The organism is Mesorhizobium sp. ZC-5, from assembly GCF_025753855.1.
In the GTDB taxonomy this organism is placed as follows: domain Bacteria; phylum Pseudomonadota; class Alphaproteobacteria; order Rhizobiales; family Rhizobiaceae; genus Neomesorhizobium.
Map to the genome: position 1 here is coordinate 526,457 of NZ_JAOWPT010000004.1, position 15,072 is coordinate 541,528.

6 protein-coding genes are annotated in these 15,072 nt (G+C 64.7%); 2 read left to right on the top strand and 4 right to left on the bottom strand.

The window, feature by feature from the left end; all coding sequences use genetic code 11:
* Window positions 1-66: 66 nt before the first annotated feature.
* The 4 genes from OHD58_RS14725 to OHD58_RS14740 form a co-directional block, all read right to left on the bottom strand.
* Window positions 67-2,862, bottom strand: coding sequence for a dipeptide ABC transporter ATP-binding protein (locus tag OHD58_RS14725; RefSeq protein WP_412177217.1), 2,796 nt, complete (start codon window positions 2,860-2,862; stop codon window positions 67-69).
* A gap of 23 nt (window positions 2,863-2,885) precedes the next feature.
* Window positions 2,886-4,043 (bottom strand): ABC transporter permease, encoded by a 1,158-nt coding sequence (locus OHD58_RS14730; protein ID WP_263804141.1) that lies wholly within the window; start codon window positions 4,041-4,043, stop codon window positions 2,886-2,888.
* Window positions 4,044-4,055: 12 nt separating this feature from the next.
* On the bottom strand, window positions 4,056-5,093 hold the full coding sequence (locus OHD58_RS14735) for an ABC transporter permease (RefSeq protein WP_263804142.1): 1,038 nt from the start codon (window positions 5,091-5,093) through the stop codon (window positions 4,056-4,058).
* A 107-nt stretch (window positions 5,094-5,200) separates the two neighbouring features.
* Window positions 5,201-6,856, bottom strand: a complete 1,656-nt coding sequence (locus tag OHD58_RS14740) for an ABC transporter substrate-binding protein (RefSeq protein ID WP_263804143.1) — start codon at window positions 6,854-6,856, stop codon at window positions 5,201-5,203.
* Between the two features lie 546 nt (window positions 6,857-7,402).
* Between OHD58_RS14740 and OHD58_RS14745 the strand changes: the two genes are divergently transcribed.
* Together OHD58_RS14745 and pbpC are read left to right on the top strand one after the other, a co-directional pair.
* Window positions 7,403-12,883, top strand: a complete 5,481-nt coding sequence (locus OHD58_RS14745; RefSeq protein WP_263804144.1) for an alpha-2-macroglobulin family protein — start codon at window positions 7,403-7,405, stop codon at window positions 12,881-12,883.
* Between the two features lie 2 nt (window positions 12,884-12,885).
* On the top strand, window positions 12,886-14,979 hold the full coding sequence (gene pbpC, locus OHD58_RS14750) for a penicillin-binding protein 1C (protein WP_263804145.1): 2,094 nt from the start codon (window positions 12,886-12,888) through the stop codon (window positions 14,977-14,979).
* The last annotated feature ends 93 nt before the right edge of the window (window positions 14,980-15,072 follow it).

Consider the following 15,072-nt stretch of genomic DNA (forward strand, 5'->3'; position numbering starts at 1 on the left):
GTTCCATGGTCGAAAATGAAAATGGCGGCCCGAGGCCGCCATTTGAAAGTCGATGAGCCCGACTGCTCAGCGCGGCTTCTTGCCGAAGACGCGGATGTATTCGGCCTCGCCACCCTTGGCGAGGGCCTTGGCCTGGCGAACCCAGTCGTCCCGCTCGATGCGACCGCTGAAGCGCAGATAACCATCGACCCAGTCGCGTTCGGATTTTTTCCACGCCACAATCTGCGCGAAGCTGTAGATGCCGAGTTCGTTGAGCAGCCGCTCGATCTTCGGGCCGACGCCGGCGATGAGTTTCAGATCGTCGGGCTTTGCAGGCTTCGCCATTCCGGTCGGGCGGCCACGCTCCGCCGCTGCTGGAGCCTTGGCAGGCGCCGCTTTCGGCGTCGCCCCGGGCGCCCTGGCGGCCGGCGCAGTGGCGCGCGGCTTTGCCTTGGACGCGGCACCGGCGGCGGGCTTCACCTTCGCACTCGCCGCTTGCCTGCCCTCACCCACCTGCATCAGCGAAGCGGCAGGCTGCGATGGTGCCGCTGCCGAAGCCGGCTTGTCCGATTTGACCAGCGGCGTGGTGGTGTTTTCCGGCTCGGTGCGGCGGGTCTGGCGTGCCGTGGTCCTTTCCGCAGCACGCGATGATGCAACACCGGCGTCCGGGGAGGCTTTCTTCGCCTTCGGCGGGGCTTTCAGCTTCGGCTGCGAACCGAACGGCGCAGGTGTTCCCGCATCGTCCGGCACGACGTCGCGCACCGGTGCATCCGCGCCATTCTTGGCGAAGCTGATCACCGGCTCCATTGTCGCCAACTGTTCATCGTCGAGCCAGCAGAGGCTCTTGTGCCCGTCGCCAAGATCCTTCAGCGGCGGCACCTGCGTCTCGCACTTGTCGCCGGGTACGAACTTCTTCCACCGGCAGCGGGTCTGGAACGGGCAGCCGGTCGGCGGGTTCATCGCCGACGGGATGTCGCCTTCCAGCACGATGTGCTTCTTGATGACGCTGGTGTCGGCGATCGGGATCGCCGACAGAAGCGCCTCGGTATAGGGGTGATAGGGCGGCGAGAATATCTGATCCGTCGTGCCCTGCTCGACGATGTAGCCGAGATACATGACGACGACTCGGTCGGCGATATAGCGCACCACCGACAGATCGTGGCTGATGAACAGCATCGTCATTTTCGACTCGCGCTGGATGTCCATCAGAAGCTCGGTCACCGCCGCCTGCACGGAGACGTCGAGAGCGGAGACTGGCTCGTCGGCAACCACCACCTTGGCGTGGCCGGCAAAGGCGCGCGCCACGCCGATACGTTGCTTCTGGCCGCCGGAAAGCTGGCGCGGCTTGCGGGTGGCGAAGGCGCGCGGCAGCTTCACCAGGTCGAGCAGCTCGAGCATCTTCTTCTGGCGCTCGGCCACCGTGTTGCCGACCTTGAATTTCTCCAGCGTGCGGATGATCTGCGAGCCGACCGAATGGCTGGGGTTGAGGGTGTCGAATGGATTCTGGAACACCATCTGGATCGACGAGATGGTCTTGACGTCGCGCTTCTCGATCGGCGTCGACTCGATTTCCGTATTGCCGAGCGTCACCGTGCCGGCGGACGCCGTCTCAAGGCCGAGCAGCACCTTGGCCAGCGTGGACTTTCCGCAGCCGGATTCGCCGACGATCGCCACCGTCTCGGATTCGCGCGCCTCGAAGCTGATCGTCTCGTTGGCCTTGACCACGCGGCCTTCGCTGCCGCCGAAAATCTCGTTGGCCGAAACCTTGTAGTACTTCTTGAGGTTGTCGATCTTCAGCACCGGCGCCCCGGGTGTGATCGGTGCCTTTTTCTTCTTGGCGCCTTCGGGCAGCGCTGCCCAGTCGATCTCCTCGAAGCGCACGCAGCGGCTCGCATGGTTGTCGTGGCCAGCGACCGGGATCATCGGGATTTCGGCGGCGTTGCAGACGCCTTCGACGAAATGCTGGCAGCGCGGCCCGAAATTGCAGCCTTTCGGCCGCTCGTGCGGCAGCGGCAACTGGCCGGGAATGGAGATCAGCGGCCGCGAATTCTTGTCGGCGCCCGGCAGCGGGATCGAGCGGAACAACCCTTGCGTATAGGGATGGCGCATGCGGTCGAACACGTCCTCGACGGTGCCCGTCTCCACCGCCTCGCCGGAATACATGACGGTGATGCGGTCGCAGGTTTCGAGGATGAGGCCGAGATTGTGCGACACGAAGATCATCGACGTGCCGAACTGCTTGCCCAGCCCCTTCACCAGTTCGACGATGCCGGCCTCGACGGTAACATCGAGCGCCGTGGTCGGCTCGTCGAGCAGGAGCAGCGCCGGCTTCGACAGCAGCGCCATGGCGATGACGATGCGCTGCTGCTGGCCGCCGGAAAGCTGGTGCGGATAGGAGCGCATCATGCGCTCGGGGTCCGGCAGGCGCACCGAGCGCACCATCTCCAGCGAGCGCTTGTAGGCCTCGTCCTTCGAGACCTTTTCGTGGATCAGCGGCACTTCCATCAATTGCTGGCCGATCTTCAGTGCCGGATTGAGGCTCGCCATCGGCTCCTGGTAGATCATGGCGATCTTGTTGCCGCGGATGGAGCGTAGCTCCTCGTCGGACATGTCGCCCATGTCCTTGCCCTGAAACTTGATGCGGCCGCCGACGATCTTTCCGACATTGGAGAGGTCGCGCATGATGCCGAGCGACACCGTCGACTTGCCGCAGCCAGATTCTCCCACGATACCCATCGCCTCGCCCGGCATGACGGTGCAGGAAAAATCCATCACCGCCGGGATTTCGCCGCGCCTTGTGAAGAAGGAGATCGAGAGGTTCTCGATCTCGAGTATCGGGTTAGCGCCGGTGGTGATGTTCGTGGCTTTGACGGCTTCGTTCATCGGATCGCCTTCCGGGTTTCTTTTTAGTCTTTCATCGACTGTTCACGCAGTGCGTCGGCCAGAAGGTTGAGGCCAAGCACGAATGACATCAGCGCGATAGTCGGCGGCAATGCCGGGTGGATGAAGGAGCGCAGCAACCGGGACGCATCCTTGATCGCGGTACCCCAGTCGGGGCTTTCCGGAGCAAGGCCAAGGCCGAAATAGCCGAGCGTGCCGAGCAGGATCGTCGTGTAGCCGATGCGCAGGCAGGCATCGACGATCAGCGGACCGCGTGCGTTGGGCAGGATCTCCCACAGCATGATGTACCACGGCGACTCGCCGCGGGTCTGCGCCGCCGCGACATAGTCGCGGGTCTTGATGTCCATGACCAGGCCACGCACGATGCGGAACACGCCGGGCGAGGATGCGAACACCACCGCCACGAAGATGTTGAGCTGGTTCGGTTCGATATGCACGATGCCGAGCGGATCGGCGTCGAAGACCAGGCCGACATAGATCCAGCCGCCAACGATGAGGGTCAGCGCCAGCAGCGGATAGAGCCGCTCCGGCCGATTCTTGAAGCGGGTGTAGAACAAGGTCGCGAAGAAGATGATCGGGAACAGGAAGAACAGGCCGGCGAGCCCATAGGGGATCGGCGTGTCCATGATGCCCGGCGTCACCAGCAGGTAGAAAAGCAGGATGACCGGGAAAGCCAGCACGAGGTTGGCGAGGAACGACAGGACGGTGTCGATGCGGCCGCCGTAGTAGCCGGCCGGCAGGCCGAGCGTGGTGCCGACCATCAGCGCGAAGGCCGTCGCGGCCGGTGCGATGATCAGCACGATCTGGCTACCGAACACCATGCGGGAAAACACGTCGCGCGACAGCTTGTCGCCGCCGAACAGGTAGACCTGCTTCGATGCCGGTTCGATCGCGCCGGGCAGCGCGTCCTTCATGATCGGGATCTGGCCGAGCGGATCGAACGGCGCGATGGTCGAGGAGAACATCGCGGTGAACAGCCAGAAGAAGCAGATCGCCACGCCGGCAATGCCGACACCGCTGTCGAAGAGCTGGCCATAGAGGCCGAGTTTCTTGCGATAGACGAAACTCGCGCCGAGCACGATCGCCAGGGCCAGCCAGACGGGCCAGAAACGGGCAAGGACGCCAAGCACGATCTGGAACGGGCCGATGAATTCAAGCTGCATCCGCCGTGCCCCCTACTGAACCCTGATGCGTGGATTGAGATATGCGTAGCCGATATCGGAAATGAGCTGGGTGGACAGAACGACGAACACCGAGACCAGCGAACAGCCGAGCAGAAGATCGATGTCGTTGTTGCCGGCGGCCTCGACCAGCGTGAAGCCGAACCCCTGGTAGCGGAACATGGTCTCGACGATGACGACGCCGGTGAGCAGCCACGGGAATTGCAGCATGATGACGGTGAACGGCGCGATCAGCGCGTTGCGCAGCGCGTGCTTGACCACGACATTGCCGAAGCTGAGCCCCTTCAGCCGCGCGGTGCGGATATATTGCTGCGTCATCACCTCGACCATCGAGGCGCGCGTCATGCGGGCGATGTAGCCGATGCCGTAGATGGCCATGGTCATCACCGGCAGGGTGAAGTTGTAGAAGGTGATGCCCTGGCCGGTGGCGCTGGCCGCCGAACCGTTGAGCCAGCCAAGCCAGGTGGCGAAGATGACGGTAAAGATGACGCCCGAGACATATTCCGGGGTGGCGGTGGTGGTGATCGAGGCCACCGATAACGCTCGATCGGTTCGCGAGCCCTCGCGCATGCCGGCGAGGATGCCGATCAGGAGCGCAATCGGCACCATGGTCACCATCACCCAGAACATCAGCAATCCCGTCGCGCCCAGCGCCGGGAACAGCTTGGCCGAAACCTTGGTCTTGAACTTGGTCGAGCAGCCGAAATCGCCTTGCAGGATGCCGCCATAATAAGGCTCGGCCGGCTCGTCGCAGAAGCTGAACCGGGGCGTCGCCTTGCCGGTGGCCGGATCGATGTTCGGCTGTTTCTGGACAAGGCCGAGCCACTGGCCGTAACGGACGAAGAAGTTCTGCCGGTAGCCGTTCTTGACCAGCCAGCTTTCGATCTGCTCGGCCGGGCTGCGCATGTCGAGCTGGCTGATGGCGAGCTTCTTGAGATTGGGCTCGAGGTTGATCATGAAGAACACGATCATCGTCAGGCACAGCATGGTCAATGCTATGGTGCCCATGCGCCGGAGTATGAATGCTAGCATCGTGCCCCCTGCCGTGCGGGTTGGGGTCCGTTTCCATGGCTCATGCCATGGCAACCCGTATGGAGAACGGGGAGAGGCTTGCGTCTCTCCCCGCTGTCGTTACGCGATCAGGCTTCTTCGTCCAGCCAGACCTTGCCGAAGTCATGCTCGAAGGTCGGATGCATGCCGTGGTTCTTAACGGCCGGCATGGAGCTGTTGTAGAGCTTGCGCCAGTACGGCTGCACGATGATGCCGGAATCCTGGAGGATCTTCTCGATGTCGGCCATGATCGTCTTGCGCTTCTCGGCGTCGGAGACCGAAAGGGCCTCGCCGATCTTGGCGTCGAGATCCGGGTTGGAATAGGCCGCCTCGTTCCAGGCTTCGCCGGTACGGTAGGCGATCGACACCACCTGGATGCCCAGCGGACGCATGTTCCAGTTGGTCATCGAGTATGGATATTTCGTCCAGTCGTTCCAGAACGTCGAGCCCGGCAGAACCGTACGCTTCACCTTGATGCCGGCCTCGCGGATCTGCGCGGCGATGGCGTCGCCGGTGTTCTTGTGCCAGTCCTCGTCGACCGTGATGAGGTCGTGCTCGAAATCGGCCTGGCCGGCCTCCTCCATCAGCGCCTTTGCCTTCGCGGGATCGCGGGCGATCTTCGGAAGCTCGGCATATTCGGGATGGATCGGCGAGACGTGGTGGTTTTCGGCAACCGTGCCGGCATTGCCGTAGCCGAGCTGCAGGACCACCGCGTTGTCGACTGCGAGCTGCAGCGCCTGACGGACCTTCTGATCGTCATAAGGCTTGTTGGCGACGTTGGTGCGGCAGACGATGGTCGAAGCGGTGACCACTTCCGACGTGACGGCGCCGACGCCTTCGAGGATCGACACGTAGTCGGCCGAGGTCTCGTGGTTGGTATGAACCTCGCCAGCCTCGAACGCTGACACCATCGCCGACGGGTCGGTGCCGTAATCGATGAACTCGACGCCGTCGAGATAGGCCTCGCCGTTCCACCACTTGCCGTCCTCGCGGCGCTTGTACACCACCTTCTGGCCGACATCGTAGGAGACGAGCTCGAACGGGCCGGTGCCGATCGGGTTCTTGACGAAGTCCTTGCCGGTCTCGTCGAAGGTGCGATGGACGACCAGGCCTGGATAATCGCAGAGATTGGGGATGAGGCCGATGTCGGACTTGGTCAGCGCCAGCTTCACCGTATTGTCGTCGACCTTGGTGATGGCGCCTTCGCGCAGCTTGCCGCTCGCCTCGTCGACCAGCGTGCCCATGCGGCCCGGCATCGAATTGCCTTCCGCGCTCTTGTCGCACCAGCGGGTGAAATTGTAGATCACGTCGTCGGCGTTGAAGGTGTCGCCATTGGTCCAGGTGACGCCCTTGCGGACGTGCAGGGTGTATTCGGTGGCGTCGTCATTCACGTCCCAGCTTTCCAGAAGGTAGGGCTCGAAAGTGAATTCGCGGGTGTACTTGACCAGCGGCTCGAGCGTCTGGCGCTCGGCATTGGCGATCTCCGACCAGTCCGCGGTACGCGGATCCTTGGGATCCTTGACCCACATCGCGACCTTGAGCACGCCGCCCTTCTTGGGCTCCTGCGCTGCGGCTTCGGTCGGCGCGGCAAGCCCAAGCATGCCGTAGGCCATGGCCGTCGACGCGCCGAACACGCTGGCCAAGGCGAGAAACTCGCGACGGTCGACATTTCCCGTCTTCGCCTGCTCCGCCATCTCGACGATATGGTCAGGAACACGATCCCCATTACTCTTGTAGAAGGTCATCACACCAACTCCCATTTTTTTGGCTTTCTGCCGTTTAACATTCCGCATCCGGTCCGCGATGTCAAAGCGAACGGGATGCGAAATGCATTAGGGAATGTGCAACTTTGCTTTTGAAGCAGTTCGCGCGATAGCGACAAACTTGGCGCAAAATTGCTAATGCGCCAGCGATTCAGTTGAATCTTTTAACGAATATTGCAATGAGACATTCACCCCGAATTGAACAGCGCCAGCGGCCTTTCAAGGGCTGTGCCACGGTTTCGGCGGGCTGGAGGCGGCTGCCCGGCAACTCCCGCAAATTTGCCGAACCGGGCTCGAAACGCCCGTAAAGACGCCACAATCGAATCGTCACAAATAGGCGGGTTTGGGTAAGTCGCTTTCGTAACAGTCGCATTGTTTCGGTCACACCGCGGTAGTGGATATCGCATAGATATCCAGCGGGCATCGAAACATCCCGTGGCAGGCCGGTCGCCTGCAACCACTACTTGTTGACAAGCTCTCGTGAAGCTTGCTCACTAGCCAGTGGATAGCAGCGTCTTGGAGGGCAACATGTCATTGCGCGCGGTTGGTGTATTCTCCGTTTTCCTTTTCGCACTTCTTGCGTTGCTTAATCCGGCCTTTGCAGCGGGTGAGGCTCGGACGATCGTAACCAGCGAGAATGGAGACTATTTCGGGTTCGACCTGAGGTCGGAACAGAACTTCTCTCTTCAGCAATGCAAGACGGCCTGCCTTGGCGATTCCGCCTGCCGCGCCTTCACCTACAACACCAAGGCGAAGTGGTGCTTTCTCAAGTCCGACTATAACCAGTTGAAGCCGTTTGCCGGCGCCGTCGCCGGAAAGGTCGTCAATCTTGCAGGCGATCCGGATATCGGCGCACCGCCCGCTTTGACCTTCTATCCCGCCTGGATGATCGACGAGGCGCGCCAGTTCCGCACCAACCTGACCAATGGGTCGGTCGCGGCTGGAGACAGCGGCCTCGCCCAGCTGGTCGAAGCCGGCGATTATGCGATGCTGACCAACGACCCGCGCACCGCGATGAAGAGCTACACTTCGGCGGCGGCGATTTCGCCGGACGACGGCAACCTCTGGATCAACCTTGCCAAGGCGACGCTTGCCGTTCAGCCCGCCAATGGCGGCGAAGGCGCGAACCTGCAGCGCGACGCGACCTCGGCCGCGTGGAACGCCTATCAGTTGCTGCGCACCACGGCGAGCCGCGCCGAGGTGTTGGCCGTCATCGCGCAAGGCCTTGACCGGCGCGACCTCTACCGCCCTGCCCTGTCTGCCTACGAGGCAAGCCTGGCGCTGGTGAATTCCGCCGCCGTCACCGCCGAATACCGCGACCTGAAGGCGCGGAAAGGCTTCCGGGTGGTCGATCATTCGATCGACGCCGACAGCACCTCGCCGCGCGTCTGCGCGCAATTCTCCGAGGAACTGGTCAAGACCGGCGTCGATTACGCGCCCTTCGTCACCGTCGACGACCAGGCGCCGAAAGGTATCGAAGCGAAGGACAAGCAGATCTGCGTCGAGGGCCTGGAGCACGGCAAGCACTATCGCGTCGCCTTCCGCAGCGGCCTCCCGGCGGCGATTGGCGAGGTGCTCGAGGCTCCGGTGCAGCTCTCCGTTTATGTGCGTGACCGCGCGCCGTCGGCGCGCTTCACCGGCGACAGCTTCGTGCTGCCGTCGACGGCCCGGCACGGCATCCCCATGGTCAGCGTCAACATGGACGCCGCCCAGATCAAGGTCTACCGCATCGGCGACCGTTCGCTGGCCCAGCTCCTGTCCGGCTACCAGTTCCTGCGCCAGCTCGACACCTACGACATCGGCAACATTGCCGACCAGATGGGCGCGCCGGTCTGGGAAGGCCAGTTGGCGATCGCCAACGACCTGAACAAGGAAGTGACGACCAGTTTCCCGATCGACGAGGCGCTGCCGCAGCGCAAGCCCGGCGTCTATGTGCAGACCGCCGCGCCGATCGACGACAGCCGCGATTCCTACGAGACGCTGGCCACCCAGTGGTTCGTCGTCTCCGATATCGGCCTTGCCACCTACACCGGCCAGGACGGCCTGAACGTCTTCGCCCGTTCGCTGGCAAGCGCCAAGCCGCTCGCCGGCATCGAGCTGACGCTGCTTGCCAAGAACAATGAAATCCTCGGCACCGCCAGCACCGATGCCGACGGCCGCGCCACCTTCACGCCCGGCCTGACGCGCGGCACTGGCGGCCAGGTGCCCGCCGTCGTGATGGCGAGCCAGGGCGATACGGATTTCGTGTTCCTCGACATGACAAGGGCCGGCTTTGACCTCACCGACCGTGGTGTCGAGGGCCGCGCGGCACCCGGCGCGCTCGACGTCTATGCCTATACCGAACGCGGCATCTATCGCGTCGGCGAGGAGGTGCATGTGGCAGCCCTTGCCCGCGACGCCTCGGCAAAGGCGGTCGAGAACCTGCCGCTGACCTTCATCTTCACGCGACCCGACGGCGTCGAGGAGCGCCGCATCGTCAGCGACGGCGCAACCCTCGGCGGCCATGCCGTCGACCTGCCGCTCGCACCCAACGCGATGCGCGGCACCTGGCAGATTGCCATCCATACCGATCCGAAGCAGCCAGCCGTGGCGCAGTCGATGTTCCTGGTCGAGGATTTCGTGCCGGACCGGATCGAGTTCGACATGAAGGCCGACAAGGAAGAGATTGCCCAGGGAGAGGCCGCCGAGGTCACCGTCGACGGCCGCTTCCTCTATGGCGCGCCGGCCGTCGGGCTGACGCTGGAGGGCGAGATCAACCTGTCGACGATGACCGAGTGGGAGCGCTTCGACGGTTACCACTTCGGCCTCGCCGACGAGGAGGAAGGCGACGATACCCGCATTCCGCTTTCCGGCCTGCCGGTGATCGGCGAGGACGGCAAGGCGACGTTCCCGGTCCAGCTCGACCAGTTGCCGTCCACCACCCGCATGCTGAACGCCGAACTGGCGGTGCGCATGCGCGAAGGCGGCGGCCGCGCCGTCGAGCGCAAGATCGACATCGAGATCAAGCCGCAAGGTGCGCTGATCGGCATCGCGCCGCAGTTCGACGGAGAGTCGGTACCGCAGGGCGCCAACGCGACGTTCAAGGTGATCGCCGTCAACCCCGACGGCGAACGCCAGTCGCTGGCCGGCCTCAACTGGTCGCTGGTCAAGGTAGAGCGGAACTACCAATGGTACCGGAACGGCAGTTCGTGGAATTATGAGCCGGTGACCTTTACCAAGGCGGTCGCCAACGGCAAGGTCGACGCCGCCGCCGACAAGGACGGCGAAATCACGGTCGCCACCGACTGGGGCCGCTACCAGCTGGAAATCGAAACCGACGATCCGGCCGGCCCTGCGTCGAGCTACGAATTCGATGCCGGCTGGTACGTCGAGGCCGCGTCCACCGAGACGCCGGACGGGCTGGAGATCGCGCTCGACAAGGAGACCTATGCCGCGGGCGACGTCGCCAAGCTCCAGGTTTCGCCACGTTTCGCCGGCGAGCTGCTGATCACCATCGGCGCTGAAAAACTGCTCGCCACGCAGACGGCGACGGTGCCGGAAGGCGGCGCCATGATCGACATCCCGGTCGACGCGGAATGGGGTGCCGGCGCCTATGTCACCGCGACGCTCTACAGGCCCGGCGACGCACAGGAGACGCGCATGCCGGCCCGCGCCATCGGCGTGAAATGGCTGAAGATCGACCCCGGCGCACGCAAGCTCGCCGTGGCGATGACGCCACCCGAAAAGACCGTGCCGCACCAGACGCTGCCGATACCGGTCAGCGTGACCGGCGTGCCGCCGGCAAGCGACGCCTATGTGATGGTCGCCGCCGTCGATGTCGGCATCCTCAACCTCACCAGCTACAAGGCACCGGATCCGGAAGCGTGGTTCTTTGGCCAGCGCCAACTCGGGCTCGAGCTGCGCGATCTCTACGGCCGCCTGATCGACGGCTCGCTGGGAGCGGCAGGCCGGCTGCGCACCGGCGGCGACGGCGCGGCAATGGCCTCGCAGGGCAGCCCGCCGACCGAAAAGCTGGTCGCCTTCTTCTCCGGCGTGGTGAAACTCGACGCCGACGGCAAGGCAACGGTCGATTTCGACATCCCGCAGTTCAACGGCACCGTGCGCGTGATGAGCGTCGCCTGGACCAAGGACGCGGTCGGCCACGCATCGACCGATGTGATCGTGCGCGAGCCGGTGGTCGTGACCGCCGGATTGCCACGCTTCATGGCGCCCGGCGACACCGCGCAGTTGCGGCTCGACATCGCCAACACCGACGGCCCGGCCGGCGACTACGACCTGATGATCGAAACCGTCGGCAAGATACGGGCCGGCGGCGGTGCGCCGGTGCCGGAAAAGGTGACGCTCGACGCAGGCAAGCGCGAGACGGTGTTCGTGCCGATCGATGCCGACACCGCCGGCGATGCTTCGATCACCGTGACACTGTCGCATGCCAGCGGCCTCGTGGTCGAACAGGTACTCCTGCTGCCGGTGCGGCCGGGTGCCATGCCGGTCACCACGCGCACCGTCGTCAGCCTCGCCGCCAATGGCGGCTCGTTGAAGGTCGATCGCGAGTTGCTGGCCGCAAGCCTGCTCGACGGCGCCACCGTCAGCGTCGGCGTTTCGCCGTCCTCGGCCTTCGACATCCCGTCGCTGCTGATGACGCTCGACCGCTATCCCTACGGCTGCGCCGAGCAGACGACGAGCCGTGCCATGCCGCTGCTTTATGTAAGCGAACTGGCGAAGGCCGCCGGCATGGCGGAAGACCCCGCGTTGCGCGAGCGCGTGCAGCAGGCGATCTACCGGGTGCTGAACTACCAGGCATCGTCGGGCAGCTTCGGCCTGTGGGCGCCAGGCTCCGGTGATCTGTGGCTCGATTCCTATGTCAGCGACTTCCTGACCCGGGCGCGCGAGCAGGGCTACGACGTTCCGCAGCAGGCGATGCTGCAGGCGCTGGAGAACCTGCAGAACTCGCTCGGCTACGACGTCGACATCACCGACCGCGGCAACGAGATCGCCTACGCGCTCTATGTGCTGGCCCGCAACAAGAAGGCCTCGGTCGGCGACATGCGGTATTATGCCGACACGCAGATCGAGGCGTTCTCCAGCCCGATGGCGGTCGCGCAGCTCGCCGCCTCGCTGGCGCTCTACGGCGACAACCAGCGCGCCGAGGCGACCTTCGGCGTCGCGCTGCGGCTTGCCGAGACCAACACCGAGTACGACTACTACCGCTCCGACTACGGCTCGCAATTGCGCGACGGAGCGGCGATGCTGTCGCTTGCCGCGGAAGTGAAGCCGCTGCCGGCGACGGTGCCGGCGATGGTGCAGCTGGTCTCGGCGGCCCGCAAGAAGGTGGCCTATACCAGCACCCAGGACGAGGCGTGGATGCTGCTCGCCGCCCGCGCCATCCAGGCAGGGACCGCGGCGATCACGCTCGAGGTCAATGGCGTCACCCATGCCGGCAACTATTCCGAGCGGGTTACCGGCCAGGAGCTGCTGGAAAACCCGATCACCATCGTCAATCCGGGCACGAACCCGGTCGACGCGGTGGTGACGGCGGTCGCCGCACCGGCGCAGCCATTGCCGGCGGGCGGCGACGGCTTCACCATCGAGCGCACCTACTACACGCTCGATGGCGCTGAGGCGAATGTCACGCAGGCAACGCAGAACGAGCGTTATGTGGTGGTGCTGAAGATCAATGAAGAGAACGACTGGCCGTCGCGCGTGCTCGTCACCGACCTGTTGCCGGCCGGTTTCGAGATCGACAATCCGGGCCTCGTTTCGAGCGCCGAGCTGTCGAACTTCGGCTGGCTGGAAAAGACCGAGGCCGCGCACCTTGAATTCCGCAACGACCGTTTCGTCGCGGCTTTCGACCACACGCAGGGCGATGCCCGCTCGGCCACCATGGCCTATGTGGTGCGGGCGGTGACGCCCGGCGTCTACACACATCCCGCGGCAGTGGTCGAGGACATGTACCGGCCGCAATATTCGGCCCGCACCTCGACCGGCATGATGGAGGTCAGGGCGCCGTAACCATGGTCAAGGCCATGAAGATCGCGCGCATCGCCGCCATCTGCGTTGCGGCGGGCGCGACATTGGCGGCGGTGACAGCCGGCGGATTCCTTTGGGCCGACAAGGCCTTTCCGCCGCCGTTGCCTGAAAGACTGACGGTATCCACGGAGGTGCGCGACCGCGACGGCGCCTTGTTGCGCGCCTTCGCCACCGTCGACGGGCGCTGGAGGCTGGCGACTGATCTCGACGCGGTCGACCAGAAATTCGTCGACATGCTGATCGCCTATGAAGACAAACGCTTCCTCGACCATCACGGCGTCGACCCACTGGCGATCCTGCGGGCGGCGCAGCAACTGGTCACCAACGGGCGCATCGTCTCCGGCGGCTCGACGCTGTCGATGCAGCTTGCCCGGCTGATGGAGCCGCGCGCCAGCCGTTCGCTCGGCGCCAAGCTGCGGCAGGCGTTCCGCGCCGTCCAGATCGAGCGGCGGCTTTCCAAGCGCGAAATCCTCGAGCGGTATCTCACGCTAGCGCCGTATGGCGGCAACCTGGAGGGTGTGCGCGCCGCTTCGCTTGCCTATTTCGGCAAGGAGCCGCGCCGGCTGAGCGTTTCGGAAGCCGCCCTGCTTGTCGCGCTGCCGCAGCTTCCGGAACGGCGGCGGCCCGACCGCAATCCCGACATCGCAAACGCCGCGCGCGACCGCGTGCTGAACCGAATGGTGACGGCGGGCCTGCTCGGCGAGCGTGAAGCCGCGCGCGCCGCAGCCGAAGCGGTGCCTGAAACACGGCGCGCACTGCCGGCACTGGCCGCGCATCTGGCAGATACCGCCTTACGGGCTGATCCTTCAGCCGTAAGCCATAAACTCACCATCAAGAAGAGCGTGCAGGCGGGCCTGGAGCGGGCGGCGCTCGATGCCGCCGCCAAGATCGGGCCGCGCCTCTCGGTCGCCATGGTGATGGCCGACGCGCGCACCGGCGAAATCCTCGGTTCGGTCGGTTCGGCGGACTTCTTCAATGCCGACCGATCCGGCTGGATCGACATGACGCGCATCGTGCGTTCGCCCGGCTCTACGCTGAAGCCGTTCATCTACGGTCTTGCCTTCGAACAGGGGCTGGTCGCGCAAGAGACGCTGATCGAGGATCGGCCGGCGAATTTTTCCGGTTACCGGCCGCGCAATTTCGACATGAGCTACCAGGGCGATGTCAGCGTCAGGCAGGCGCTGCAGCTGTCGCTCAACGTGCCGGCGATCCAGCTGCTCGACGCCATCGGCCCGGCGCGGCTGACCGCGCGCTTCCGCCGCGCCGGCGTGACGCCCGAACTGCCGCCCGGCGAAGCCCCCGGCCTGGCGATCGGCCTCGGCGGCGTCGGCCTGACATTGCGCGACCTCGTCCAGCTTTATACCGGTCTTGCCAATGGCGGCCGCGCGCATCTTTTGCGCGACGGCACCGAAAAGACGCCGCCATCGACAATCAGCACCGAAATCCTCGAGCCGCAGGCGGCGTGGCAGGTCGCCGACATACTTTCCGGCGTGAAGCCCCCCGAAGGCTCCGCGGAGCGCGGCATCGCCTACAAGACCGGCACCAGCTACGGCTACCGCGACGCCTGGTCGGTCGGCTTTGACGGCCGCTACGTGCTGGGGGTCTGGGTCGGACGGCCCGATGCGGGCGCGGTCGCCGGGCTTGCCGGATATGTCTCGGCGGCACCGATCCTGTTCGAGGGCTTTGCCCGCTCCGGCCTCGCCGCCGCGCCGCTGCCGCGCGCACCGGCTGGAACCTTTCACCGCAAGCGCGAGGATTTGCCGGTGACGATGGCGCGCTTCGCACCGGGCGACGACGGGCTCGTGGCTTCGCCTGTTGCACCGAGCGAACCGGCGCCACAGATCGTCTTTCCGCCGGAAGGCGCCCACATCGACCTGACCGGCTCGGGCGGCTCGCCGCTGGTGCTCAAACTGCAGGGCGGACGCGCGCCCTTCCGCTGGCTGGCCAACGGCAAGCCGCTCATCGAGATCCAGCGCAAGCGCGTCGCAAACTGGCTGCCGGACGGCACCGGCTATTCGACGCTGACCGTCATCGATGCCGCCGGACGGGCGGCGAGCGTGAAGGTTTTCGTCGAATAGGCTCGCCAACACTCACGAATCCGCCTGAATCGCGGCGGAATTTTCGGACGGAAATCAGCACGTTGGAGCGGTCGGCGGAATCATGATGCGAAG